The sequence below is a fragment of the Pseudanabaena sp. lw0831 genome, assembly GCF_016584665.1.
In the GTDB taxonomy this organism is placed as follows: domain Bacteria; phylum Cyanobacteriota; class Cyanobacteriia; order Pseudanabaenales; family Pseudanabaenaceae; genus Pseudanabaena.
This window is the reverse complement of sequence record NZ_BBJB01000056.1, coordinates 22428-48831: the sequence shown is the minus strand read 5'-3', so window position 1 is coordinate 48831 and position 26404 is coordinate 22428. Positions and strand designations below refer to the sequence as shown.

The 26404-nt window shown below is 42.5% G+C and carries 21 protein-coding genes and 1 pseudogene; 8 read left to right on the top strand and 14 right to left on the bottom strand.

Translation table 11 applies throughout. The features are described 5' to 3' along the window. Window positions 1–73: 73 nt before the first annotated feature. Both APA_RS10465 and APA_RS10460 read right to left on the bottom strand, forming a co-directional pair. Window positions 74–904: a SirB1 family protein gene (locus tag APA_RS10465; protein WP_236579498.1), complete on the bottom strand. Its 831-nt coding sequence runs from the start codon at window positions 902–904 to the stop codon at window positions 74–76. 83 nt (window positions 905–987) lie between these two features. Further along, the gene (locus APA_RS10460) at window positions 988–1845 is read right to left on the bottom strand and encodes a helix-turn-helix domain-containing protein (protein WP_201322221.1); all 858 of its coding nucleotides are present in this window, start codon (window positions 1843–1845) and stop codon (window positions 988–990) included. Between the two features lie 134 nt (window positions 1846–1979). On the opposite strand from APA_RS10460, the pseudogene pseB reads away from it, so the two are divergent. Together pseB and pseC are read left to right on the top strand one after the other, a co-directional pair. Continuing rightward, window positions 1980–2991 (top strand): annotated as a pseudogene (gene pseB / locus APA_RS10455) (UDP-N-acetylglucosamine 4,6-dehydratase (inverting)). Next, complete coding sequence (gene pseC, locus APA_RS10450; RefSeq protein ID WP_201322220.1) at window positions 2988–4154, top strand: UDP-4-amino-4,6-dideoxy-N-acetyl-beta-L-altrosamine transaminase; 1167 nt, start codon at window positions 2988–2990, stop codon at window positions 4152–4154. The pseudogene pseB and the gene pseC overlap by 4 nt, the downstream one beginning before the upstream one ends. Before the next feature lie 164 nt (window positions 4155–4318). Here the strand turns inward: pseC and APA_RS10445 are convergent, their stop codons facing one another. The 8 genes from APA_RS10445 to APA_RS10410 form a co-directional block, all read right to left on the bottom strand. Beyond that, on the bottom strand, window positions 4319–5764 hold the full coding sequence (locus tag APA_RS10445) for a DUF2079 domain-containing protein (protein ID WP_201322219.1): 1446 nt from the start codon (window positions 5762–5764) through the stop codon (window positions 4319–4321). Between the two features lie 105 nt (window positions 5765–5869). After that, window positions 5870–7387 (bottom strand): F0F1 ATP synthase subunit alpha, encoded by a 1518-nt coding sequence (gene atpA, locus APA_RS10440; protein WP_201322218.1) that lies wholly within the window; start codon window positions 7385–7387, stop codon window positions 5870–5872. Window positions 7388–7514: 127 nt separating this feature from the next. Next, window positions 7515–8072: an ATP synthase F1 subunit delta gene (gene atpH / locus APA_RS10435; protein WP_201322217.1), complete on the bottom strand. Its 558-nt coding sequence runs from the start codon at window positions 8070–8072 to the stop codon at window positions 7515–7517. 8 nt (window positions 8073–8080) lie between these two features. Beyond that, the gene (locus APA_RS10430; RefSeq protein ID WP_201322216.1) at window positions 8081–8614 is read right to left on the bottom strand and encodes a F0F1 ATP synthase subunit B; all 534 of its coding nucleotides are present in this window, start codon (window positions 8612–8614) and stop codon (window positions 8081–8083) included. 65 nt (window positions 8615–8679) lie between these two features. Next, a complete protein-coding gene (locus APA_RS10425) occupies window positions 8680–9177 on the bottom strand; it encodes a F0F1 ATP synthase subunit B' (RefSeq protein ID WP_201322215.1) in 498 nt (165 codons plus the stop codon). Window positions 9178–9258: 81 nt separating this feature from the next. Next, complete coding sequence (atpE, locus tag APA_RS10420) at window positions 9259–9504, bottom strand: ATP synthase F0 subunit C (protein ID WP_103670523.1); 246 nt, start codon at window positions 9502–9504, stop codon at window positions 9259–9261. 117 nt (window positions 9505–9621) lie between these two features. Beyond that, window positions 9622–10383 carry a F0F1 ATP synthase subunit A gene (atpB, locus tag APA_RS10415; RefSeq protein WP_201322214.1) on the bottom strand — a complete coding sequence of 254 codons (762 nt, stop codon included), beginning with the start codon at window positions 10381–10383 and terminating at the stop codon, window positions 9622–9624. Between the two features lie 32 nt (window positions 10384–10415). Then, on the bottom strand, window positions 10416–10850 hold the full coding sequence (locus tag APA_RS10410) for an ATP synthase subunit I (protein ID WP_201322213.1): 435 nt from the start codon (window positions 10848–10850) through the stop codon (window positions 10416–10418). 386 nt (window positions 10851–11236) lie between these two features. Between APA_RS10410 and APA_RS10405 the strand changes: the two genes are divergently transcribed. Continuing rightward, a complete protein-coding gene (locus APA_RS10405) occupies window positions 11237–11857 on the top strand; it encodes a hypothetical protein (RefSeq protein ID WP_201322212.1) in 621 nt (206 codons plus the stop codon). Between the two features lie 167 nt (window positions 11858–12024). Here APA_RS10405 and APA_RS10400 read toward each other — a convergent pair whose 3' ends face one another. After that, window positions 12025–13686 (bottom strand): S8 family serine peptidase, encoded by a 1662-nt coding sequence (locus tag APA_RS10400; protein WP_201322211.1) that lies wholly within the window; start codon window positions 13684–13686, stop codon window positions 12025–12027. Window positions 13687–13961: 275 nt separating this feature from the next. Between APA_RS10400 and APA_RS10395 the strand changes: the two genes are divergently transcribed. After that, a complete protein-coding gene (locus APA_RS10395; protein ID WP_201322210.1) occupies window positions 13962–14642 on the top strand; it encodes a hypothetical protein in 681 nt (226 codons plus the stop codon). A gap of 47 nt (window positions 14643–14689) precedes the next feature. Here the strand turns inward: APA_RS10395 and APA_RS10390 are convergent, their stop codons facing one another. Continuing rightward, complete coding sequence (locus APA_RS10390) at window positions 14690–16324, bottom strand: Hsp70 family protein (protein WP_236579496.1); 1635 nt, start codon at window positions 16322–16324, stop codon at window positions 14690–14692. Between the two features lie 168 nt (window positions 16325–16492). On the opposite strand from APA_RS10390, the gene APA_RS10385 reads away from it, so the two are divergent. Continuing rightward, entirely contained in the window at window positions 16493–18664 is a 2172-nt protein-coding gene (locus APA_RS10385; RefSeq protein WP_201322209.1) for a glutamine synthetase III, read from the top strand. Between the two features lie 160 nt (window positions 18665–18824). Here APA_RS10385 and APA_RS10380 read toward each other — a convergent pair whose 3' ends face one another. Continuing rightward, window positions 18825–20804 (bottom strand): sodium:proton antiporter, encoded by a 1980-nt coding sequence (locus APA_RS10380; RefSeq protein ID WP_201322208.1) that lies wholly within the window; start codon window positions 20802–20804, stop codon window positions 18825–18827. Window positions 20805–20850: 46 nt separating this feature from the next. Then, on the bottom strand, window positions 20851–22437 hold the full coding sequence (locus APA_RS10375) for a Ppx/GppA phosphatase family protein (RefSeq protein WP_201322207.1): 1587 nt from the start codon (window positions 22435–22437) through the stop codon (window positions 20851–20853). Between the two features lie 195 nt (window positions 22438–22632). Here APA_RS10375 and APA_RS10370 point away from each other — a divergent pair, with 195 nt between their 5' ends. From APA_RS10370 to APA_RS10360, 3 genes are all read left to right on the top strand, one after another. Then, a complete protein-coding gene (locus tag APA_RS10370) occupies window positions 22633–23742 on the top strand; it encodes a hybrid sensor histidine kinase/response regulator (RefSeq protein ID WP_201322206.1) in 1110 nt (369 codons plus the stop codon). Window positions 23743–23899: 157 nt separating this feature from the next. Beyond that, on the top strand, window positions 23900–24982 hold the full coding sequence (locus tag APA_RS10365; RefSeq protein ID WP_201322205.1) for a response regulator: 1083 nt from the start codon (window positions 23900–23902) through the stop codon (window positions 24980–24982). 197 nt (window positions 24983–25179) lie between these two features. Further along, complete coding sequence (locus APA_RS10360; protein WP_103667651.1) at window positions 25180–26376, top strand: Coenzyme F420 hydrogenase/dehydrogenase, beta subunit C-terminal domain; 1197 nt, start codon at window positions 25180–25182, stop codon at window positions 26374–26376. The last annotated feature ends 28 nt before the right edge of the window (window positions 26377–26404 follow it).

Genomic DNA, 26404 nt, shown 5'->3' with positions numbered 1-26404 from the left:
TTGCAAGGGGGAATTAAAGGGGGTAAGCCCGACTTATGTCTAGACGATGGGAGATTCTTTACGAGGAATTTTCCTAGCTTTTAATTTCTTCGATTAATTGCAAAATTATGCGACCATCCTCTGCATAGGGAACCTGTTGTAAATAATTCTCTAGATCGATTCTTGCTTCGGTATGGCGATCAAGTTGATAACAAATCAAACCGCGATCGCGCCATTGGGTTGGCACATCGGGATTGAGCATTAGCGATCGCTCGATTGCAGCCAATGCTTTAGTAGGCTCACGGCGACGCAGATAGATTAGCTTGAGATTATTGAGCAATCGATCTAAGATGCGGCGAATGCTAACGGGTTCGAGATATTCGGGCTGAAGGGGGATGTCATAGCCATATAGCTGCGTCAACTTCGCCGCGCAATCTTCGGGAAATAAAATTTCACCTTTATTATAGGGATCAATGAAAATCTCTAGATCGGGATGGCGAGGACGAATAATAAAATGCGCTGGGAAACTAATCCCATCCATCGGAAACCCAAGGCGATCGCTAATCACCATATAAACCAGTGATAGCGATAGGGGAATGCCCAATCGCCGTTCTAGCACATCAGTGATGAAGCTATTAAGTGGGTCGTAATAATCGTGATCATTCCCGCAAAAACCTTGCTCGACAAACAGGTAGTGATTAATCTCTTTTACTACTTTGAGTGGGTAATGAATCTTGGCTAGCCTTGGCTGTAAATCCTCAGCCATGCGATCAAAGATCGCTCGATAATGCCCAAGATCCATGCGCGGATATTCTTCCCATGCGATCGCCAAAGCCCCTTCGAGCAGATGGTCAATGGACATGTCATGGTCTGGCATATGAGCAATTTGCCAAAACTTTTGCCGCGCTGGGGAAAGCGTTAACACAATATTTGCCTTTTTATTTTTGCCTTTTACTCAATTGGTAATGATGCACCGCGCTTTGCGCGGTGCATCATTACATCTTTTTTTTAATTTAATGTATATACCTGCCCACTAAACAAAATACGGGTAATGCCCTTTTGGACAAGTTTGGGACGAGTAATATGAATCAAATCGCTAGGAAACTTAATCACACGCTGATTATGATGAGAGAAACGCCTTGCAACACGATGATTATCAAAAATTGGAATTGTTTTTGACAGTGACTCTTCGGCAGGAATTTCCCCAAGATCTTTAAAGTCTTTGAGTGGTCGAGTAATAATCTCCGCAATGCGATCGACGACAATATAGCAAATTTGCGGCAATTCAGCTCTGTCTAGTGGCAAAATTTCAAGGCGATCGCTGTTGCTATGACTACCTCGTAGATCTTCAAACATCGATAAGCCAGATTCATTAGCATCTTCATCGTCTAGCTCATCTTCATCAAGATCAAGATTATCCTCATCAACCAAATCATCTTCATCTTCGTCATCTTCATCTTCGTCGATTTCACCATCTGCCATATTTAGCGTTTCATCTATGTCATCCATCGAGATCGCCGTTTCATCATCTTGATCAGTTTCATCATCTTGATCAGTTTCATCATCTTGATCATAAATATAGTTGCTGGGATCGGGAGCCAGTGACAAATCGTCAGGAATTAACGCAAGCTGATTTACTTGAAAACCACCAATATCGTAATTTATCCGCGATCCTCTTTTCCCGTCAGCCTTTTTTTGACCTACCAATTGTCGATACTCCTCAGTAGGAATTAGCTCTTGTAGCAGTCGCAGGACTGTACTCGTACTAATGCCAAACTGCTTCGCCAACTGAGTCGTGGTCGCATCAGACTCACGATAGAGGCGAAGTATTTCTTGTTTATCATCCAGCGCAAGTTTAACAGCCATTGATTTGGGATACCCCGAAACCGCATCTACGAACCAATCAATATCTTAACGCTTGAGCGTATGGGTTAGAGTTTTAATAAATAACTATTTGCAAAACTATTGGTGAAGAATGGCTTTCACAAAGAATAATCCCTATGCGAATTAATGAAAAAAGCTCAATCCTAGTGACCGGTGGTACTGGTTCTTTCGGCAAAAAATTTGTTGAACTAGTACTACAAAGGTTTCCGAATGTCCATAGACTAGTAATTTATTCACGCGATGAATTAAAACAGTTTGAAATGGCGTAGCAGTTTTCCGATCGCCAATATCCTGGATTACGCTATTTCATTGGTGATATTCGCGATGTGCGACGACTAACTCGTGCATGTGAAGGCATTGATATTGTGGTTCATGCCGCAGCTTTAAAGCAAGTTCCTGCCGCTGAGTACAATCCCATTGAGTTCATTCGTACCAATGTTTTGGGATCGGAGAATGTCATTGAAGCGGCTTTAGATAGTGGCGTAAAGAGGGTTGTTGCCCTATCTACTGATAAGGCGGCGGCTCCCATTAATTTGTATGGTGCGACGAAACTATGTGCTGACAAGTTATTTGTCGCGGCTAATAACATCAAAGGATCTCGAGATTTGCGTTTTAGTGTGGTGCGTTATGGCAATGTCATGGGTTCACGAGGGTCAGTGATTCCTTTTTTCTTGCAGAAGCGTCACGAAGGTGTTTTACCAATTACCGATCCGCAAATGACTCGCTTTAATATCACTTTAGAAGAAGGCGTAAAAATGGTGATGTGGTCGATCGAGAATGCTCTCGGAGGTGAGATTTTTGTGCCTCGGATTCCGTCCTATCGTATTACTGATGTTGCCACAGCGATCGCACCTGAATGCGAACAGCGCATTGTGGGGATTCGGGCAGGGGAATAAAGTGCATGAAGAAATGATTACGACTTCAGATGCTTTCACTACGGTTGATTGTGGCGAATATTATGCGATCTTGCCAGTTCATGGTGATTATATAGAGCGATATCTTGAGATGGGAGCGAAAATGGTAGAGACTGGCTTTAGTTATAATTCTGGTCAAAATAAATATTTTTTGACTGTTGATGAGATGAGGATATTAATTCAGGCTCATGTTGATCCGAGTTTTTCAGTATGACAGCTTATATTCCCTACGGACGACAAGACATTAATGCAGCCGACATTCAAAGTGTGATTGAAGTTTTGCAGTCAGACTGGCTAATTCAAGGTTCGGCAGTTAATCGCTTTGAGCAAGCTGTAGCTGATTACTGCGATGTTAAGTATGCGATCGCTGTTTCTAGTGCTACGGCTGCCTTGCATATTGCTTGTTTAGCAATTGACTTAGGTGAGCAGGATTATCTCTGGACTTCACCAAATACCTTTGTCGCTTCGGCAAATTGTGGATTGTATTGCGGCGCTAAAGTTGATTTTGTGGACATTGATCTAGATACCTATAACCTGAGTATCGATCTATTAGAGCAAAAGTTAGCTAAAGTGGCTCAGTTAGGATGTTTACCCAAAGTTTTAGTACCCGTACATTTTGCAGGTCAATCCTGCGATATGAAGAAAATTTCGATTCTATCTCAACAGTATGGCTTTAAGGTAATAGAAGATGCTTCCCATGCGATCGGTGGTAAATATCAGAACAAAGCGATCGGCAGTTGTGAGTTTTCTGACTTAGCTGTGTTTAGCTTTCATCCAGTCAAGATTATCACTACTGGAGAAGGCGGAATGGTGTTAACTAATCGCAAAGATTTGTATGAAAAATTGCTCCGTTTGCGATCGCATGGCATTACGCGCAATCCAGATTTAATGCAAGGTGAAGTTCATGGTGGTTGGTATTACCAGCAATTAGAGCTAGGTTTTAATTACCGCATGACCGATATTCAAGCAGCATTGGGGGCAAGTCAGATCCAAAGATTGGATAAATTTATAACTAGGCGGCGATTTTTAGCCCAACGTTATAATCATTTATTGCAAGATTTACCGCTTACTTTGCCATACCAGCATTTTGATACCGAATCTAGTTGGCATCTGTATGTAATTCGTTTAAATCTTGACAAAATCAGCAAAACTCATCGTCAGGTATTCGAGCATCTTCGCCAAGTAGGAATTGGGGTAAATCTGCATTATATTCCCGTACATACCCATCCCTATTATCAAAATCTAGGTTTTCGTCAAGGTGATTTCCCGAAATCAGAAATGTATTATAAAAGTGCAATTAGTATCCCTTTATATTATGGATTGACAGAGAAAGACCAAGATTGGGTTGTTGTGAATCTGCAAGAAATTTTGTCCTAAGGGAGAGCAATATGCGTTATTAAAAAGACTTCTATATCTATGGTCGTATCAGCAACCAATAGCTAACTTGAGCAAATACGATCGCCCATCATTCAAATCTCCAAATAGTGATCGCCTATTCATCAAAAATTAGAGCGATGCTATCGCCTCACCAAATAATAGATCTATATCTCTTTAACAAATAATAAAATGCCATTCTCATGGAAAAACATCTGATATCTGATATCAATTTTTAATTCCTCAGATAAGCTTTTTGCAAATTCTCTGCTACTTGTCAAAATTGGATAATGAGTATTGAGTAAAACGTAATCAAATGTTCCAATTTCATCTTTGGATATATTCTCATCTGCCAGCTTAATAATAAATCTATGAGATAAATGTGGAATTATCTTTGCAGTAGTTAACACACTACCTTTATATCCATCTTTTCGTAAGTTATCCAATTCATTAATAATTTTGACTGCCTTATCACTCGCTTGTAAACTGTATGTCAAAGATGAAAAGTCTCGACCTATATTACTACCTATATCAATATGAGGATTAAACGAGATGAGAAATCCTAAAACCACTAAAATTAAAATTATATTTTTGTTTTTTAAGCAATAGCTTTGAGTTTTAATATTAGAAATTACAGCCAAAAATAAAAATGTTACTATAGGCAATGTGTATTGATATCCAACTGTATAGAAACTTTTATTAGATGACAAGATGCACATTAATAATTGAGGTGATCCACATATTATTGGATTCAAATATTTGAGAGATAATCCCCAAATAACAGGAAGGATTAAACTTAGTAAGTAAAATAAAATTGAGAAAGAAATAACATGATTAATTAAAATTTGTGGCTTAAAGAAAGTATTAGTTACAATTTCAATAAATGAGTTGCCAATATAACTGTAATGAGTTAGATGACGGCTAATTGACGCAGCATTTGACCCGAAATATGGAATTATAAATTGAGTTGAAATAATAAACCAACTTAAACCTAGTATTATAGCAATTAAGCCATAGATTCTTTTTTTTTCAAAAAATACAAGCCATATTCCCGTCATTAATACTGTCAGACTTAAAACAGCTTTACAACTAACAATAATTAAAATTGCCGTAAAAAACTTAATTAATGAAGTCTTATAATTACTTTGATTTGCTTGGCGCGCTATAAGAACCAACCAAAAACAGCTGGGTAGAGCTATTGTATCGGGGTGAAAGTCGAAAAGATTAGCACTAATTATAGTTGGGTAAAGTAAATAAATTATTGCTATTGCTAGAGACTGTTTTTCTTTTAATCCTTGTTGTAATGAAAGTTGATAAACAAAATATGCTCCTAAAGATAATGCAATAGATTGAATTGCAAAAAGCCAATATACACTTGGATAAATCCTATAAAAAAGACTTATTGGATACCAAATAAATGCAGCATGATCAGCTAAGATATGGAATCCAAGAAGTGAAGAAATAGGCTTTTCCCCTTGACTGATCAAATAAACTGACTGATCGAAAATCCCTAAATCATTGGCAGTTGAATGAAAAAATATATGTCTTAAACTACTAGATAAAAACAGAATAATAGAACTGATTACAACAATGGCAATAATTTTATGCTTCACTTCTTAATTCCTATATTATAGATAGCAATCCTAAATTTCTAATTCATAAAACTAGCAATAAAAAAGAGGGCATATGCCCTCTTTTTTATTGCTAGTTTTATGAAATTACACAGAAGCCAAGAAGGTCTTCTTATATTCAACAAGAGCTTCCTTCAAGATGGTTTCAGCTTCAGGAGAGAGCTTCTTCTCATCTTTAATGATTTCGCCATACTTAGGCTTGCTAGTTGCCAAGTAGTTACGCAGACCCTTGTTGAATGCGCCAACTTGATCGACTTCCAATTCATCAAGATAGCCATTAATTGCGGTATAGATAATCGCAACTTGATCGCCTACAGGCAATGGAGAGTATTGTGGCTGCTTGAGAATCTCACGGAGACGTTGACCGCGAGCTAGTTGCGCTTGAGTGGTTTTATCCAAATCAGATGCAAACTGAGCGAAAGCTACGAGGTCATCGTACTGAGCCAATTCCAGCTTGATCTTACCTGCAACCTGTTTCATCGCCTTGATTTGCGCGGCGGAACCAACACGGGATACGGAGATACCAGGGTTGATCGCAGGACGAATACCAGCGTTGAACAAGTCAGAGGACAAGAAGATTTGACCATCAGTAATCGAAATTACGTTGGTAGGAATGTAAGCCGATACGTCACCCGCTTGGGTTTCGATGATCGGCAATGCGGTCATTGATCCGCCGCCAAGTTCATCACTCAACTTCGCTGCACGTTCGAGCAAGCGAGAGTGTAAGTAGAATACGTCTCCAGGATATGCTTCACGACCTGGTGGACGACGAAGCAAGAGAGCCATTTGGCGATAAGCTTGGGCTTGTTTGGACAAGTCATCATATACGATCAAAGTACCTTGACCTTTGTACATGAAGTACTCAGCCAATGCTGCGCCTGTGTAAGGAGCGAGGTATTGCAAGGTGGCAGGATCGTTGGCACTTGCCATAACGACGATCGTGTATTCCATTGCGCCGCTTTCACGAAGTTTGTTAACTACGTTCGCAACGGTCGAAGCTTTTTGTCCGATAGCAACATATACGCAGATACAATCCAAACCTTTTTGGTTGATGATTGTGTCGATTGCAACTGAGGTCTTACCAGTTTGGCGATCGCCAATGATCAATTCGCGCTGACCACGACCAACAGGAATCATCGCATCAATTGCAGTGATGCCAGTTTGCAGAGGTTCAAATACGGATTTACGAGCAATAATTCCGGGTGCGGGAGATTCGATCAAGCGAAATTCAGATGCTTTGATTTCGCCTTTACCATCGATGGGTTGAGCCAAACCATCAACAACGCGACCAATAAATCCTTCGCCTACGGGAACTTGAGCAATACGTCCAGTTGCTTTAACCGAGCTACCTTCAGCGATTTTGCGACCTTCACCCATTAACACAACACCAACGTTGTCTTCTTCAAGGTTCAGCGCAATGCCGACAGTACCATCTTCAAATTCTAGCAACTCGCCAGCCATGCACTGTTCCAAGCCATAGACACGAGCGATACCGTCACCGACTTGCAGGACAGTACCAACGTTAGAAACTTGCAGCTCTTGGTTATAATTAGCAATTTGCTGCTTGATAATATTGCTTATTTCGTCAGGTCTGATGCTAACCATAGTTGTGTTTTACCAATTATCAGCGATCGATTTGTTTTTAATGTTTGTGGGATTTGGCTATTAGCATTTAGCTATTAGCTTTTTGATGATTGGATCGTAATTCGTAATTCGTAATTACTCTTACCTTCTAAACGCCTGCGGTTAGGCTTGTCTTAAGACGACGTAGCTGCCCGCGAATACTGGCATCTACTACCTGAGAGCCAACTTTGATGATTACGCCACCGATCAAATCAGGATTGATGGTTATGTCAAGCTGGACGCTCTTAGATTTAGTCATCGCTTTGACGCGATCGCGAAGGCTATCCTCTTGAGATCTGCTCAATTTCAGAGCAGATGTGATTTCTGCAAGAGCTACGCCATCAATAACACGCAATAAAGCTTGAAACTGGCTGATGATTTCGCTCAAGAAGGCAATGCGTTTGCGATCCACTAATAGAAGTAGAAAGCTTTTGGTCAAAACGTTAACCGAAGAACCAAATGCACTTTCAATTACACCTTTTTTGACATTTGCACCAACTAGAGGACTTGCGAAAAGTTGAGTTAATTCAACTGAATCAGCAAGAGTTTCGCTAATTAAACGTACATCTTTGGCGATCGCATCTAAATGATTTTGCTCTTGGGCTAAGGACATCAAAGCCTCAGCATAGGGAGCAACGACTGCTTGACTAACAGAACTAGATTTCATGTTTTCTCCTAGTCAGAACTCAAAAGGGCAATGCTACGGTCGATTAGTTCAATTTGAGTAGATTCACTCAAACCGCGATCAAAGTATGACTGCACACTAGCAAGAGCTTTATCGGCAACTTGCTGACGCAATTGCACGATTACTCGTTCCTGTTCCGTTGCAATCTCTTGATCCGCAGATTCACGCAAACGAGCGATATCTGCATCTACCGTTGCCAAAATTAAATCAGCCGCGTTCTTGGCGTCATTTTCAGCTTGTTTACGCAAGTTCTCGGCTTCAGTTTTTGCCTGAGCCAATTTTCCTTGCTGCACTACTAGCTTATCTGTTGCTTCTTTTTGACGTTTCTCTGCATCACTAATCGCTGACTGGATCGACTCCAAGCGAGTTGAGAGGATTTTGCCAAGAAACCCGCGACCTGCATATACCAGAAAAGCTACGACAATTACTAAGTTAATTACATTAGTTTCAAGAATATCGGTATTAAACCCAATTCCTGAAGACTCGCCTGCTTCGCTAGCAAGTAAAACGAAATTGCTAATCATAAACGTTATTTCTATTACTCAATATCAGCCAGAAGCCAGACAGAAGCTATCTAGGATTATGAAGACTAGGATCTTACTAAGTTACCCAAAAGCTTTTCTAGAACTTGGCGACTGAGTGACTCCACTTCTGTATCCAAAGATGCTGTGGCATCTTGCTTTTGTTTTTCGATTTCAGCCTTAGCAGTTGCAACTTTTGCTTTTGCTTCTGCCATAGCTGCATCAATACGTTCGTTACGAATCTTATTTGCGCCCGCTTGAGCGGTAGCTAAAACGTTTTGAGTGGCTTTACGAGCAGTAGCAAGCTCTTGCTCATATTGCTTTACAACTAACTCAGCTTTCTCTAGACGTTCCTTCGCTCCAATAATCTGCTCTCTAACATAATCGTCACGATCATCGATCGCTTTACTTAGAGGCTTGAAGAAAATAACGTTGAGAAGTGCCACAAAAACAATGAATTGCACCGCCATAATGGGGAGAGTGGCATTAACATCAAATAATCCACCCTTCTGCTCGACAGCTTCCGCAGCAAGCAGAACAGTTGAGACAAGGTTTAAAAGTATCATAGTTATTTTGCCAAAAAATTCAGTTGCTAGAGTCACGAAGAAGCTAAGAGCAAACACTCATAGCTTCTTTTTAATTAACTCTTAAGCAAAAGGATTGGCAAATAATAGGATCAGAGCAATAACCAGTCCATAAATCGTTAGAGCTTCCATAAATGCAAAGCTCAAAAGAAGTGTGCCACGGATTTTGCCTTCTGCTTCAGGCTGACGGGCAATACCTTCAACGGCGCGGCTAGCAGCAGTACCTTGTCCGATACCAGGCCCAACTGCACCAAGACCAACAGCGATACTAGCGGCGATTACGGAAGCTGAGGCTACTAATGGATCAATCATTTTTTCTTACTTTTTTAGTTAATTTGCTGGAGAGAAGGATTTACAGAATACAAGAGCGAAATACAATATAAAAATGCAATTGTGAAATTATAGAAATGAAAAGTCAAATGCCATCTAATGCTCGTGACTTTCATCTCCATGACCTTCCATTGCTTCACCAATGTAAGACGCGGCAAGTGTTGAGAAAATCAGGGCTTGGATTGCGCTGGTAAATAGTCCCAAAACCATTAATGGCAAAGGAACAAACAAAGGCACTAGGAGAACCATAACACCAACTACTAGCTCATCCGCGAGAATGTTTCCGAAAAGACGGAAGCTCAGGGAGAGTGGTTTCGTAAAGTCTTCTAGAACCCATAAAGGAAGGAGAAACGGTGAAGCTTGAACGTATCTGGTAAAAAATTCCAGTCCACGCTTCTTCAATCCCCCATAGAAATAGGCTAGAGAGACTAACAAAGCCAAAGCGACAGTGGTATTAATGTCACCAGTAGGTGCACCAAGTTCGCCTTCAGGTAGTTTAATTAGTTTCCAAGGAACTAGTGCTCCAGCCCAATTTGATACGAAGATAAACAAGAATAGACTACCAACAAATGGTACCCATTCTCTATAATGCTTCTCGCCAATTTGGTCTTTGGCAATGCTCTGAACGTATTCCAGAGCATATTCCATGAAATTTTGAAAACCTGCGGGAACATGTTGGTCAGCTTTGGCAGTGCTAGATCCGATGATTGCAGCAACAAGTACTACGCCCATTACAATCCAGCTAACGATTAATACTTGACCATGTACCGCTAGGTTACCGAACTGCCAATAAAAGTGTTTACCCACTTCTAGTGCGGCAAAACTGTTTTGATGGCTAAAAATTACTGGATCGATCATGTTCGATATGTTACAACCTGTAAGAGGTCAAATCAGCGAGAATGAGACACACCTGTCAAATCTTGAGCAAGAATCGCTAAAACAGCAAGTTTGTAGGTCATAAAGCCAAAAAATGCTGGCAAAACCTGCAATTGTTCTGACTTGGCGGCGATCGCTATTAGAACTACAAATACGCCAAAGCGAGCATAACCGAGCCGCTTGGACTGTTTGCCCAAACGATCTACTCCTTTGGAAAGCATCCTAAGATAGATAGCACCGACCACTGCACCGACAAAATAGCTGAGTGCAATGTTCCATCCATACACGCACAACACAACTAGACCAATAGCTAGTCCAGAGATGATGGTTAGCATTAGCAGCTTGAATTTAAGACGGTTGTATTCATCCATTCCATCAGATTCTGATGGAGACGAGCTGTCTACAATCGCCTGCGAAGCTGTACTGTTTTTTGCGGGAATAATCTTCACTGTTGGCTTTTAGCGAAAATTGCTGATTATTTGAGTGAAGAACTGTTATTTGAGATATTACTCAAACGAAATTGGGTGTCCAAAGACTTGGATGTAGCTGCCTACAACGTTACTAAGAATATCACGCAAGATGTCACATTTGCTTTACAACACTTCAACAAATAACTATGCGACGGCACAAAACCATTGCCTATACTTTTTGGCGGATACTTTATAATAGGTATTTAGTCTATGTTGGGGTGTTACCATAGCAAAAAGTTTTAGACGAATGTTTAAGAAATTAATTTAAAAAATTAAATTTGCTTTTAAATTTATTTTTTAAATTATTCAACCAAGTTTCCACCTAAAATTCATTACTTTCTGTGAGCATCCAGAATTTGCAACCTATGTCCACATCTTTCGCTAATCCTCTTCCGTTTCAGTCTGCTTTGCCAGCCGCAGTTGTTTCTCTTGTCTCTGCTGCTTGGCTGTCTCTAGGGGCGATCGCGCCAAATGCTGCTTCAGCGCAGCAACTTCTAGCCCAGTCACAGCCCGTCGCTTCTCCCCAAGCTCAGCCTTTAGAGCCTACTAAGCCCAATTCTCTTGAGAGTAGTGTGTTTAGTATTTCGGGTGGACAGCGATTGATGTCGGAGTCGATGACCGCAATTAGTCAGCAAAATTACGATCAAGCTGTCACTAAGTTGCAAGATGCGCGCCAAGTGTTTAACCAGCTATCAAATTTTTATCAAGAGTTAACGACAAGCTTTTCAGGAATTGATAATCGCATTTCTGATAGTCATCGCCGCAAGGCTTTACAAACAGCTCAGTTGCGTGATGAGGCAACCTATCAGCTTGCTGTAGTCTATCGTGCCAAAAATCAGCCTGAATTAGCTGTACCTTTGTTAATTCAGTTGATTCGTAGCCAAGCGCCAACTCGCGATTTGGGTTCACAAGCTTATCAGCAATTGTTTGAGCTAGGTTTTGTGGACGCACAGTTTGTGCGTCCTAATGCTGCGGCTCCTAAATAACATCAAAACCAAAGCTCAAAATGGCTACGCCATTTTGAGCTATCAAAACCCTCACTAGGTTTGTTTTTTAATTGCCGAAAGTGTCGCCAAACTTTCGGCAATTAGTATAAGCTCGCTTAATTTACAGCAAAAAAGTAAAAGCCTCGCTGCGCGAGGCTTTTACTTTTTTATGAATTTTTTGCCCACCAAGCTAAGCCATAACGCTGGCTGACTATATTTGTTTGGGGAGACTTAAATACAACTCTAAGTTTGTATTTGCCTGTTATGGGAATTTTTATGAAAATATGCTGTAAGTTGTCAATTTGACTGACTGATGACCAGATATTTTGAGAAATATCAGTATCTTGCGATCGCATCAAATACAACTCAACTTTATTAAAACCTTCATCGCTAAACCCTTCGCCAATATCAAATAGTCCATTACCATTTTTGTCGTTGAGCTTAACTTGACGATCCCAAGTTAACGTTACCGAAATAAAACTATCAGCAACTAAGGGATCGCTAAAAACATATTCTTGATATTTATCAACTTCGACAATATTTGTATCCCAGCCGATCGCTGAGATATTTGTTGATCCATTAATGGGAGATTGCTGCCCTGCTCTATATTGCTGAAAAGCCCGATTGGCATTGAGTTGTCCTGCCCCAAGACTACGACTGAGGGGGATCTCACGGCTAGGATAGGCTTCGGTGTCGATCCATGTTTTGCCAAAAGCATCCAGAATAGTCTTAGACATACCGAGGATTTTGCCATCACCGCGATCTTTGAGCTTATCAGCAGAGTTAATCAGCACCGCTTTAATCAATTCATGGCGACGCGCATCAATGCCCCAGTTGCCAATGGCGATTTGACGATTGGCATATTCATGTAAGAGTGCGATCGTCCCGACAACGTGAGGGGTAGCAAAGCTGGAACCGTTAGCACTTTTGAATTTACCTTGCAAGGTCGGAAGTTTAAGGTTATTTCCGGGAGCTAGTATTGCCATTGAGCGTCTACCATCAATGGGGCTTTCGACTCCTGATGTCCATTTCCCATCTTTATTGATATCGCTAAATACTTCACCTTGATCGTATTTGCCATTACTGTTGCGATCGAGATATGGCTCATCAATCAAATTGCCGCGATCTAGTTGACGGTAAATGCCATCGACCTCACGGGTAAATCCGACCGTAAATCCGTTATACAGATCGGTGGGGATGGGAATACCGCCTTTGCCTTGGTTTCCTGCAACGATCGGTACAGTGTTATAAGTAGCAGCGATCCAATCAACGCATAGTGTTAGTAAAGCATCGCCATCAAGTTTTGGATTGGGGCGCGGGTCTTCGCTGAGGAGTTCACCAAAGCTGAAATTAATAGCACGAACCGTACCGTTGTATTGTCGGGCGACATGCTGAGCGGCGATGCAGGCTTCAGGTTGTCCATCTTGGCGGCGTTGCGAATAAGCTGAAGATAGCAGCTTTGCCTCAGGGGCAACCCCGCGACGGACTTTATGTTGGCTAATGATCACGGCGGCAACTTGCGCGGAATGATCATCGACATTGCGATTCGGGATAGCTTTACCGTCACGAAAAAAGACTTCGTAGGGTTGAACAATGATGCGATCGAGTTGTAAAAGTTTATTAGAGACTTTATCTACAGCAAAACGACTAGGACGACTTAGCTCAACTTGTCCGATAAAAACGTCTTTCCCAGAAAGGTTATAGGGTGCTTTTTGTAAAGTGCGTGCATCTATGCCTTGGAGATCGACTGATTTGTCTAATGCCCAAATTGCAGGGCTAGTAGACATACCTAACAAAATCCAACCGACAAACCAACCTGACCTACGCATTTTTATTTCCGTTTATTGTCTAAAGGACTTTGCACCCGCATATTTACTAGCATAATCAAAAACTTCTGAGCTTTGCAGCGACTATAATAAAAGCGAGAAAGAGAGGGGCGCAAAGCGCCCCTCTCTTTCTCGCTTTTATATAGCAAAGAAGGGTGGATATCGCTATAAAAGTATTTTGGCGGTTGAATCTAGAGGTTCAATACGAGAAGATCTGTGCATAATTAATTCATGTGCGCGTCCACATTACTTAAACTACGACAGTCAACTCAAAATTTATGACAAAAACTTGGGCGATCGCTATAGCTGCAATTTCTTACTTTAGTGTTAGCACCGCAGTCTATGGCGATGTCAAAATGTCACGACGTGCAAATGATTTAGAAATCGATCGCCAAGTGATCGAGAGTAGTCCTGTATTGCAACGGTGGCTAGAGAAACCACCCGATCTTTTAGAAGATATTTATCATACGCCTAGTTTTAATACCAAGCTGAGAGTTGGGCTTACCTCACGCAACAATTCTTTTGGGGTTGAGGCTGGCGTTGAAGATTTATTTGTGGGGCAGTCACCTTTGACGGTGAGTGGTAGCTATCAGAATGAGTTTAGTGGTCGAGAAAGCGATTTTCAGGCGAATATTCGGTACTATGCTCTCCCATTGGGTTCCTATTGGAATATTGCGCCGATTGTGGGATATCGTCAATTTAATCAGCTAGATCGCCCACAAATTTCAGGCTTAGATGTAGGATTGCTGGGGATTTTGGTTTTATCACCCAATAATTCTGATTTGCGGCTGAGTCACACTTTTACTTCTCCCAGTGGCAATCTGGAGATGAGTACGACTGCGCTCTCAACTAGTTATGCAATTACCAAGAATTTCCGATTGGGGACAAAAATCGAATGGCGGCGATCGCCTTTAATTTATGACAGTCGTGTGGGCTTTTCATTGGAGCTAGCACTCTAGTAAATCAGAATTGGCGGCGCGGAGCGCCGCCAATTCTGATAGAACGCTTAGTGCAGCTTGGCGACAGGATAATCGCTTAACAATTGGCGTTGAGTCAGTAAATCGATCGCTGTTACTAGTAATTCTCGCTTGTCACTAATGCTAAATAGAACTTTGAGCCGATCGCAATCAGGTTGTCCAAGAGGATCGAGCAGGGCGATCGCCTGTGGCATTCCCTCTCCCTTAGCATCAGCTTGTAGTGGTTGAAAAGTTTCTTTAGCTTTTTGTCCGAATTGCATGACTATGCGATCGCCATCAAAACTTATTTCTGCTGCACCTATGGGGCGACTTTCTAGTTCGCCGATAGTGAGCGCAATTTCGGATTGATTTGGTTGAGTTGCTCTGAGTAATAGCTCTACGGGGCGACGAGTCGGATAGACTTGTCCTCGTCGAAATAGCTGCTGATATTTCCACTGCTCTGCACTGCGATCCCAATAGCGAATGGCATAGGAATGAAATAGATAATCTTGCAGACCAACACCTTGGCTGAGCATCAAAGCGCCATGGGCGATCGCTTCAAAGGGGCTGTGACTATATACTTTTCCTGTTTTAAAATAGTTCTCAACAAATGAACACACCGATGGAATCAGCGTACAACCACCGACTAAGAGAATCTGTTTAATATCCCCTTTGAGAATTCCTTTGTTAAATGAGCGATTGATTAATTCATCGATCGCTAATTGCAGAACCCGATAAAATCCTTTTTGTTCTAATAACTTCTCTAGTTGTTGACGAGTGTAGGTAATCTCGATCGCAGATTGCGTAGTCAGATCAAAAAAGATTTCGGAAGCTGTTTCAGTTTCTGAAAGTGTGATTTTAATTCGTTCCATCAAGAACTTAAGAAGACTTAAATTCGTAACTGCATTTGTACCAGCAATTTCTTCACGGCTTTCTAAATAATCTTGGACTAACCATTGATCGATATCTTCCCCACCGATTGTATATCCAGTCTTAGCGATCGCCTCGGCTCTATGCTCTGTCCATTCATTGCGATTGACACCGATTTGTTCTCCCCATTTGGCGATATTTTCACTCTTTGGTAATCGCACCAGTGATAAATCTAATGTGCCACCACCAAAATCGATTACTAATACTAACGCACTAGGAGCGATCGCCTCATAGCCGAGAGCCGCAGCCGTTGGTTCATCAAGAATCCGAATAAGAGGCGTTTGTAATGTCGGCAGATTGGGCGCAAATATTTCAGTACTAGATACCTCCAGCCAGCGCAAATATTTTTCATAGGATTGGACAGGAGCCGTCAAGATTATTTCCGATGCAAAAATCTGTTGCGATCGCAGTTCCTTTGACAGTTCGCGCAAAAACTGATTACCTAACCATTCAGGTGTTACTTTAACTCCATCAAGTTTAGGAACATAATTTACATTTGCCACTAACCGCCGTTTGATTTGATTAAATAATCTGGGTTGGGGGCGATCTTTACCTTGATCGATGATCCGCTGACCGATTTCGACTATTTCTGCTTGGGCATTCTGCACATACATCAATGATGGGACAAGACCATTCAAAGGTGCAGGACGATTAAGATTCTCAAAAATCATGGTTTCAGGCTGATTTGTGGCAATATTCCATCGCGCAATCACAGTGTTACTACTACCAAAATCAATGGCGATCGCATTCATCATCTTTTGTAAATCACAAGCAATATTGCCAACAGTATCATTACATCATTAAATTTTGTGCGTTGCTATACCAATCATGTGTAATCGATTCGGTATCTTTTTTAGCCATTTGATAAATATATCTTGAGTATGATTGGACAAATCTGACAATAATTAATCCCTAAAATAATCATGAGCGGAAACGAGTCGCGCATTCAAGCCATTTATCAGATCACCAATCGCGAGCCAATGCCCAAGAAAGCACCAAAGCGCTTGGAAGAGATGTGGGCGACCGATGTGTTTACTCTGAGCAAGATGCAAGAATGTCTTCCTAAGACAGTCTTCAAATCGATCAAGAAAACGATTCTAACTGGTGAAACTCTTGATAGCTCAGTAGCTGACGCGATCGCCTTAGCGATGAAAGATTGGGCAATCTCAAAAGGTGCACTTTATTACGCCCACGTCTTTTATCCTTTGACTAACATTACTGCTGAAAAGCATGATGGCTTTATTTCAGTTCAGAGCGATGGTTCGGTGATTACCGAATTTGCAGGCAAAGTTCTTGTACAAGGTGAACCCGATGGTTCTTCATTCCCCAACGGCGGTATCCGTTCTACCTTCGAGGCTCGTGGCTATACAGCATGGGATGTCACTAGCCCTGCTTATATCATGGAAACAGACAATGGTTCTACCCTCTGTATCCCTACAGTTTTCGTTTCTTGGACTGGTGAAGCTCTAGACAAGAAGACTCCATTGTTGCGATCGAACGCAGCTATGAATAAAGCAGCCACCAAAGTCTTAAAACTGATGGGTGCGAAGGATGTTGCTCCGCTCAACTCTAGCTGTGGTGCTGAACAAGAATATTTCTTGGTAGATGCCAATTTTGCTAACTCTCGTCCCGACATTTTGCTAACTGGTCGCACCCTATTTGGTAAGCCATCGGCTAAGGGACAACAGTTTGACGACCATTACTTTGGTGCAATCCCTGAGCGTGTGCAAGTCTTCATGCAAGACGTGGAAGAGCGCTTGTATCGCCTTGGCATTCCTGCCAAAACTCGTCACAACGAAGTTGCTCCTGGTCAATTTGAAATCGCACCATTTTTTGAAGCTGCTAACGTAGCTACCGATCACCAGCAAATGCTCATGACTCTGCTTCGTTTCACAGCGAAGAAACATGGGTTTGTTTGCTTACTTCATGAAAAGCCATTTGCAGGTATTAATGGTTCTGGTAAGCACGTTAACTGGTCAGTCGGCAACTCTACCCAAGGTAACTTGCTTGATCCAGGTGATACACCTCACTCCAATGCTCAATTCTTAGTTTTCTGTGGTGCGATCATTCGTGGGGTTCACAAATATGGATCTCTGCTCCGTGCTGTAGTTGCAACGGCTGGCAACGATCACCGCTTAGGTGCAAACGAAGCTCCTCCTGCGATTATCTCGATGTATCTAGGTTCGCAACTTGAGGATGTATTCGAGCAAATCCTTAAAGGCGACCTGAAGAGTTCATCCGCCAAAGGTTCTATGAATATTGGCGTTGACACCTTGCCAATCTTGCCAAAAGATCCAGGCGATCGCAACCGTACTTCTCCCTTTGCTTTCACTGGCAATCGTTTTGAGTTCCGCGCTGTGGGTTCTAATCAATCCGTGGCTGGTCCACTTGTCGCCATGAACACCATCCTTGCTGAGTCTCTCGACTGGATGGCTGAGAAGCTTGAAGGCGCAATGGCTAAGGGTGCTGACTTGAATGCTGCTATTACTACAGTTCTCAAAGAAGTAATGGAACTACACGGCGCAGTAGTTTTCAATGGTAACGGCTACTCTGAAGAATGGCATAAGCTCGCAGCCGAACGCGGATTAGCCAATCTTCGTGCTACCCCTGACGCATTGCCTGTTTTCAAAGAGACTTACATCGAAGAGTTGTTTAGTAGAGAGGGTGTTTTAACTCCTGTTGAGTTGGCTAGCCGCTTTGAGACTTACGCTGAACAGTACATTCTGTCGATTGAAGTTGAAGCTAAGCTTGTTATCAGCATGGTGAAAACTTTGATTTATCCTGCGGCAACCCGCTATCTTGCTGATCTCAGCAATACTTCTCTCAGCTTGAAAGAGATTGGTGTTGACTTTGATAAAGAAACCATCGAGAAGGTTGCTTCTTTAACTAAGCTTGCGATCGATGGAGTTAGCAAGCTCAGTGATGCTTTGACAAAACACGATTTTGCTACTGTTGAAGATCATATGCAGTATCTCTCGCATACTGTACGTCCTTTAATGGATGGAATCCGTGGCTATGTCGATGCCTTGGAAGGTGAAGTTGCCGATGACCTATGGCCATTGCCTACATACCAAGAAATGCTTTTCATTAAGTAATTTCAATTTCTACAAACGATAAGTAAAAAGCGGCGCATTGCGCCGCTTTTTACTTATCGTTTGCAGTTGACAGTTTGAGGAACTAAAGCCCAAAAGACGAGTGACGGCGCAAAGCGCCGCCACTCGTCTTTTGGGCTTTATGACAAATTGCGATAAGTCATTACGATCGCCTATTTAGAATATCCTTTGCCATTTTCAAGAAATAATCTGGACTTGAAGCAATATCATCATTTTTGCTGCGCGAACCAATCCCATTAGAGTCATTAGTCTTTTGAGCAATATCGAGATCTGAAAGAACCACTGGCGTTATGTCTAAGGTATTAGGAGGCAGAACTTCGCTTTGAGCAGGCGACAAGGCTTTGGGGGTATATAGCAAATATAAAATGCGATCGCCTTTTTCCCATAACATATCCGCAGATACGATTTGTAATTGACCTTTGCGCTCAAACAGCAATGGCAGTAATATCCCTGCATTAAACATCGTATTAAAACGATTTAACTGCTCTTCAAGTTCTTCTTCAATCAGTAGAAATTCACCAACTCGCACTTCCCGTTGCAGAATATATTGGTTCCAAGTTTTAATCGGCACACGAGCGCTAAAAGCTTGCTGGACTTCAGGCGCTCCATTGCGATCGCCTTCAGCCTCTTTAATATAAACCGCAAATACTTTCGGCGGATTGAACTCCTTCGCCGCAATTTGAGCGATTACGATATTCACATCGGTATTAATAGTTAGAGCCACAAAGGTTCCCACCGAGTCCAATCCCGCTTCAGCTAAAGATTTAGCATCTAAGCCATTACTCACAAAAGCAGGAATATCGTATTCGGCGGCTTGCTTGCAAAGCTCAGCACTGGTATCGATAAGCGCCACGCGCTGACCATTTGCTTGAAATAAACGTGCGACTAAAATCCCGATTGGATTACTGCCCACAACAACCAATCCCGAAATGTCAGGTTGATTTAGTCCTAGGAGTTTTGCCACAAATTTGGCGGATAACCCTTGCAAAAAAACAGTCATTGCGATCGTGAGGAAGACCAAAGCCTTAATTGATTCACCGCCATTGACTCCTCGTTCGGTTAATAAAATCGAAAAGAGCGAAGCTACGGAAGCAGCGACAATTCCTCTGGGGGCACACCATGATAGAAAAGCCTTTTGTCGCCATGTGAAGCTGCTATTCCATGTGCTGACAATCACATTGATCGGACGGACAATAAACATCAGAAAAAGCACTGTCTGCACGCCGCCCCAGCCAAGGGCAAAGATACTAGGAATGGAAAGATTTGCAGAAAGTAAAATAAACAGAACTGAAACCATGAGAGCCACAAGTTGGCTCTTAAATTTGAGTAAAGCTCGACTATTGGGGATTTCGGAAGCACGTAAAACAATTCCCATTAAGACAACCGCCGTTAGTCCCGATTCGCTTTGAATTTCTTGAGCAGTCCCAAATAGTCCTAATACCGCCGCCACCACCACTGCGCTTTTAGTGTCTTCGGCTAGAAAGGCAGCACGTTGTAAAAATTTTCCCAATAGCCAACCCGCGATCGCACCCAGCACACCACCAACACCTAACCGCAATCCTAGATCGCTGACCACGGCAAAAGCTCCAGAAGTCGGATTTAAAGCGACATCGAGGACAACAACTGCAAGCACTGAACCGATCGCATCAATTAACACACCCTCCCCTTCGAGAATTGTTGCAAGGCGGCGATCGAGTCCGACCTCTTCGATAATTGGATTAATGACCGTTGGCCCAGTCACCACCACTAAAGCCGCATATAAAAAGGCGATCGTCCAAGGAAATTCACTCAACCAATAGGCGGCAATTCCTCCTCCAATTAAGGTGATCAGAGTTCCAATCGTAATTAAATTGCGTAAACTTGCCGAGACTTTGCCAAGCTCTTTTAGTTGCAGATTCAGTCCGCCATCGAACAAAATCAGGGCAACAGAAATCGATACGATCGCCTCTAATCCATCCCCCAATAGACGTGGCTGCACCAAATTTAAGCCATTCCCCCCCAAAGCTACGCCAAAAATCAACAAAAAAACAATGCTCGGCACACGAAAAAAATTCGCGATCGCACGAGCAAAAACACCTGCTACGATCGCAATAATAATCAGTAAAGAGAGAGAGCCTTCCATACGATAAATCTCAGTAGGTAGAGCTAGCGATAAGCTCTAACCCTATCTACACTAAGGATACTGACAGCGTAAAGTTAAACTGAGTTTCAAATGGCTGTTTCTTATAATCAAGACTCCACAGCTCTAAGGTGCAAGGATCATTGGGCTGCCTAGGTACTAGTTGCAACCCACAAGCACGAGTCTGAGGATTACAAACCACCCGAATTGAGGCGATCGCACCAATTTGGCGACGATCAAGGGCGGTAGCTATCCGCAAAAATGTACTGGCTTGACGCACAAATACTTTCAGACGCTCACTATCTAAACGTTGGAAATTATCATGTTTTTTCTTCGGCTCACTCTTGCGGTGATAGCGGGCAAGATTGGCGATCACCTCAATCTCTGACTCGGTATAACCCAACAACTCACCATTGCGAATTAAATAATAGGAATGCTTGTGGTGAGAATCGTGGCTGACGTGATGTCCCGCGTTATGCAGCATCGCCGCCGCCCAGAGCAAATGTCTTTCATCATCGCCCCATTCATGGGAAATCCCCTTTGTTTGATCAAATAGACTTAGGGCATGTTCAGCAACCTGCTTAGCATATTTAGTGTCAATGCCATATTTATCGGCAAGCTTGAGAATACTGCGATCGCGAATTGTGCTTTGATAGCGCCAACCATCTTCGATATAGCCATGACGGATCATCCAATCAACCACCAAGCCTTCGCGCAAGGCTCGCTGACAAAGCATGATTTTGGGAACTGCCAATAAACGCATGGTTTCTAAGAGAACGATTGCTCCCGCTAAGATAATCTCGGCTCGCTTTTGGCGCACCATGGCTGTGCGTTCTTCTAAATTTGCACGGCGTAAGCGCCAAACAATATTTTCTAAATCCGCAAAGGGAAGCTCATAACCTTGGAGAGGATTAGGAACTAGTCCCAGTTTTTCTTTAGCATGTAGAGATATCAAAGTCTCGATCGTACCTGATGTGCCGATCGCCTTTAATGTCTTGCCCTCAAGTTTATCTTTAAGCAGCGATCTCAAGTCATCGGTGGGACGCTCAATCGAGCCAAGAATGTAACCTAATAAGCGATCGTATTCTGGTTGCGAAATGGGATCAGTTTTAACAAATAAATCAGTTAGGCGGACTGCCCCAATTTTTGTACTACTAAGATGTAACGGATCGCGACCATCCCCCAAAATCATCTCTGTCGAACCGCCACCAATATCAACAAGCAAATGCGGCTCATCTTTGAGTTCCATCGCGGAGATGACACCTAAATATATGCGTCTGGCTTCTTCTTGCCCTGAGATAACTTCAACATGCAAGCCTAATTCTTCATAAATGCGGCGGATAAAATCCTGACCATTAGGAGCCTCACGGGTCGCACTTGTCGCCACGGCCACAATTTCTTCAACTTTAAAAGTGCGGCAGATTTCCTGACATCGCTTTAGAGCTTCTAGCGATCGCTTCATCGCATCTTCAGTCAAATTTCCTGTTTGAGCACAACGCTCTCCTAGCCTCACTGTTGCCTTTTCCGACTCAATTACGCTAAAACTAGGGATCGAAGTCTGAATTTGCACAATTACCATATGAATGGAATTTGTACCAACATCGATCGCTGCTAGGGTTTTGACATCTGAAGTCATGAGCTGTTTCCGCGAAATTAATTGCAAACCCAAATTTGTAAGGTTGTGCCCCTGCGGGGCACAACCTTACAAATTTAGGTAAATTATTTTGTACAAGTACTTAAGTCATGGTAAATGAAAACCTGTCAGAATAGAAGGTACATTCAGTTAACCTTGTCTATATTATGAGGCGCTCCAAGCTTATATATGTAAAGTATGGGAAATAAACAAGTAGTTTTGGTCGTAGATGATGAGCCAGCTAATTTTGATGTCATCGAAATTTTGCTGTTTAAAGAGGGGTATGAGCTGCATCATAAAGACAACGGGGCGGATGCGATTGCCTCTCTTGCCACCATTAATCCTGACCTCATTTTGCTAGATGTAATGATGCCAGATATGGATGGTATTGAGGTGTGTCAGCAACTTAAGCATGATCGTCAATGGCAGCATATCCCAATAATTATCGTCACCGCCCTATCGGACAAAGAAGATCTGGCCCGTTGTCTGGATGCTGGAGCCGATGATTTTATCAGTAAGCCAATTAACAGCCACGAACTCCGCGCCCGTGTGCGATCGATGTTGCGAATTAAGTCGCAATACGATCGCATTCAAGAGACGATGATGTTGCGCGAGGAAATGATGCAAACGATCGTCCACGATCTTCGCAATCCTTTGATTGGGATCTTGTTGGGCTGTGATTCTCTCAAAGTATTAGATCTGCCCGATCGCGCCAAAAAGAGGATTGACCAAATTGGCAAAACAATCGAGCAAATGCGTTTTCTGATTGATGATATTTTGACCATCGGTAGGATCGAAGCCAATAAACTGATTCTCAATCGCACTAAGTTCGATATAACTGAAATAGCAAAATCAGCGATCGCAGATTTTGAGACTCTCACCACCAGTAAACAAATCCAACTTTTAGGTGAATTTGCCACGGAACCAGCTTATACCCTTGGGGATAAGCACTTAATTCGCCGTGTGTTAGACAATTTACTTGATAATGCGATCAAGTTTTCTCCACAGCAGAGTTCTATTATTCTCAGGGTTGAATGTTTGCCAAAAAATCCCGATCGCCAAGATTTAATCAAGATTGAAGTAATTGATTGTGGTGTGGGCATAAGCCCTGAGCAAAAACAGGTGATATTTGAAAAGTATGAAGTTGGCAATATTGTGCTGGGGGTCTCCCAAATTGGCTTAGGGCTTTCTTTCTGTAAAATGATGATTGAAGCTCATAAAGGTGCTATCTCAGTAACCAGTAATCAGCCAAAAGGTGCAGTTTTTACAATTTTGCTAGAGCGTGAGCAAACTTCCTTCCCCGTTTAAAAGTGGTGTGGGGGCTATGCCCCACATCGACACTTTATCCAAAAGAGAGTCGCGCCGCGACTCTCTTTTGGATAAAGTGTCAATCGCTATAATATCTACTTTGCTGATCGCCCATAATGTTAAATGGGTAATATCTGAATAAAAACGAACAAAAAGTATGACATGCATATTAGTCATCGAAGATGAAGACTTAATTCGCGATTCTTTAGAAGATTTGCTTTCTGTGGAGGGGTTTGACGTAATTACTGCCGAAAATGGGGAAAGAGGAGTAAGTCTGGCAAGCCAAAGACATCCTGATTTGATTCTTTGTGATGTAATGATGCCCATCCTCAACGGTTATGAAGTCCTCGAGCAATTACGTCAAGATAAAACCTTAAGTACTGTCCCTTTTCTCTTTTTGACCTCGATGATGGATCGGCGCAGTAGCCGTAGGGGCATGGCTTTAGGTGCTGATGATTATCTAGAAAAGCCTTGCACCAAAGATGAATTACTAGAAGCGATCGCTGTACGTCTCGGTAAACAAAAAGCTATCGAAAAACGCTTTGAAGAGAAAATGGAAGCGTTGCGGACTAGCATTACCCTATCTCTGCCCCACGAGTTGCAGACTCCACTTTCAGGAATCATGGGACTGTCAGAGTTGATGATGATGCAAAGCGAAGAGCTACTGCCATCTGAAGTTCATGAATATGCTGATGGTATTCATCAATCTGCCGATCGTCTCTATCGACTGATCCAAAACTATTTGCTCTACAGCCGATTAATAGTCATGCGATCGCAAGGTATGACCAGATTTACCTCGACATATCCTTGCAATAGCAAAATGATGATAACTACTCTGAGCAAGCGTAAGGCAAAGTCATGCGATCGCCTAGATGACTTAGAGCTAGATCTTGCGGAATTCGATCTCACAATTTCGTCAGAAGACTTAACTAAAATTACTGGAGAGCTAATTGATAATGCCTTCAAATATTCCCAAAAGGGTAGTAAGGTCGTTCTCAGTAGTCAGGTTACTGACAGTGCATGGATATTTAATATCAAGGATAGCGGGCGCGGCATGACTGATTCCCAAATCGTTGATATCGGTGCATTTATGCAATTTGAGCGCCAATTTTATGAACAACAGGGTATGGGACTAGGCTTAACTCTAGCGAAGATTTTAGTTGAATTTTATGGCGGCAATATAGACATTCAAAGCCAAGAAAATATTGGTACAAATCTTTGTATTTCAATTCCACTTTAAAATAAAGCGATGCATGTAGAGGCAATTCATGAATTGCCTCTACATGCGTCGGCACAATTAAAAAACAGAACCAGAAACTGTACCGCCCCCTTCGCGGGCGGTACAGTTTTTAGGGCTTTGTGCATTGCATTCCTAAGTTCGCCAATAGCCCAAAAAAGATATGATCTAGCTAGATCCATCTAGTCAGAAATAGCAAAATGTCGGTTGTCCCATCCCATCGCAAGGCAAAAGCTCTTGGAGATGTCCAGCGTCGCCCTGCCAAAGAACTGTGCAGTGAATGCGGTCTCTGTGATACCTATTACATTCATTATGTCAAAGAGGCTTGTGCATTTATCACGCAGCATATTGACGAACTCGAAACTCAGTCCCACGGTCGATCGCGCGATCTTGATAATGAACAAGAATTATATTTCGGCGTACATCAAGAAATGATCGCCGCCCGTAAAACTGAACCGATCGAGGGTGCACAATGGACAGGGATTGTGTCAACGCTAGCGATCGAGATGCTAGAGCGTGGCTTAGTTGAAGGTGTAGTCTGTGTGCAATCGAGTAAAGACGATCGCTTCAAGCCCCAGCCGATAATTGCTCGTACTCGCGAGGAAATCTTGGCTGCGCGGGTCAATAAACCCACTCTTTCGCCGAACCTTTCCGTATTGGAGCAAATCGAGCAGTCGGGCATCAAGAGATTATTAGCGATCGGGGTGGGTTGCCAGATTCAAGCGTTACGCACGGTCGAGAAAGAACTTGGTCTAGAGAAGCTCTATGTATTGGGTACACCTTGTACGGATAATGTGACGCGATCGGGCTTACAGAAATTTCTCGACACCACTAGCCGATCGCCTGAAACCGTCGTGCATTACGAATTCATGCAGGACTTTAATGTGCATTTTAGGCATTCCGATGGATCTACCGAGCAAGTCCCGTTCTTTGGGTTAAATACTAAAGAACTCAAGGATGTGTTTGCACCTTCTTGCATGACCTGCTTTGACTACACTAATGCTCTCGCTGATATCGTGGTGGGCTACATGGGCGCAACCTTTGGCTGGCAATGGATCGTAGTGCGTAACGAGACGGGCAAAGAGATGCTGGAACTAATCAAGGATCAATTGCAGACTCAGCCTGTTATCTCTAGTGGCGATCGCCGTGCGGCTGTGCAGCAAGGTATTTCTGCTTACGACAATGCGATGACAATTCCAATTTGGCTAGCATGGATCATTAGTTTTGTCGTTAATAAAGTCGGTCCCAAAGGTTTGGAATATGGCAGATTTTCCATCGATTCCCATTTTGTTCGTAATTTTCTATATGTGCGCCGCAACTATCCTAAAAAGTTAGAAGCTCACGTTCCCGAATTCGCCAAGCGAATCATCGCCCAGTACCAATTACCAAAAGTGTAATATTCAGGCAATCAGGCAAGGGGCTTAA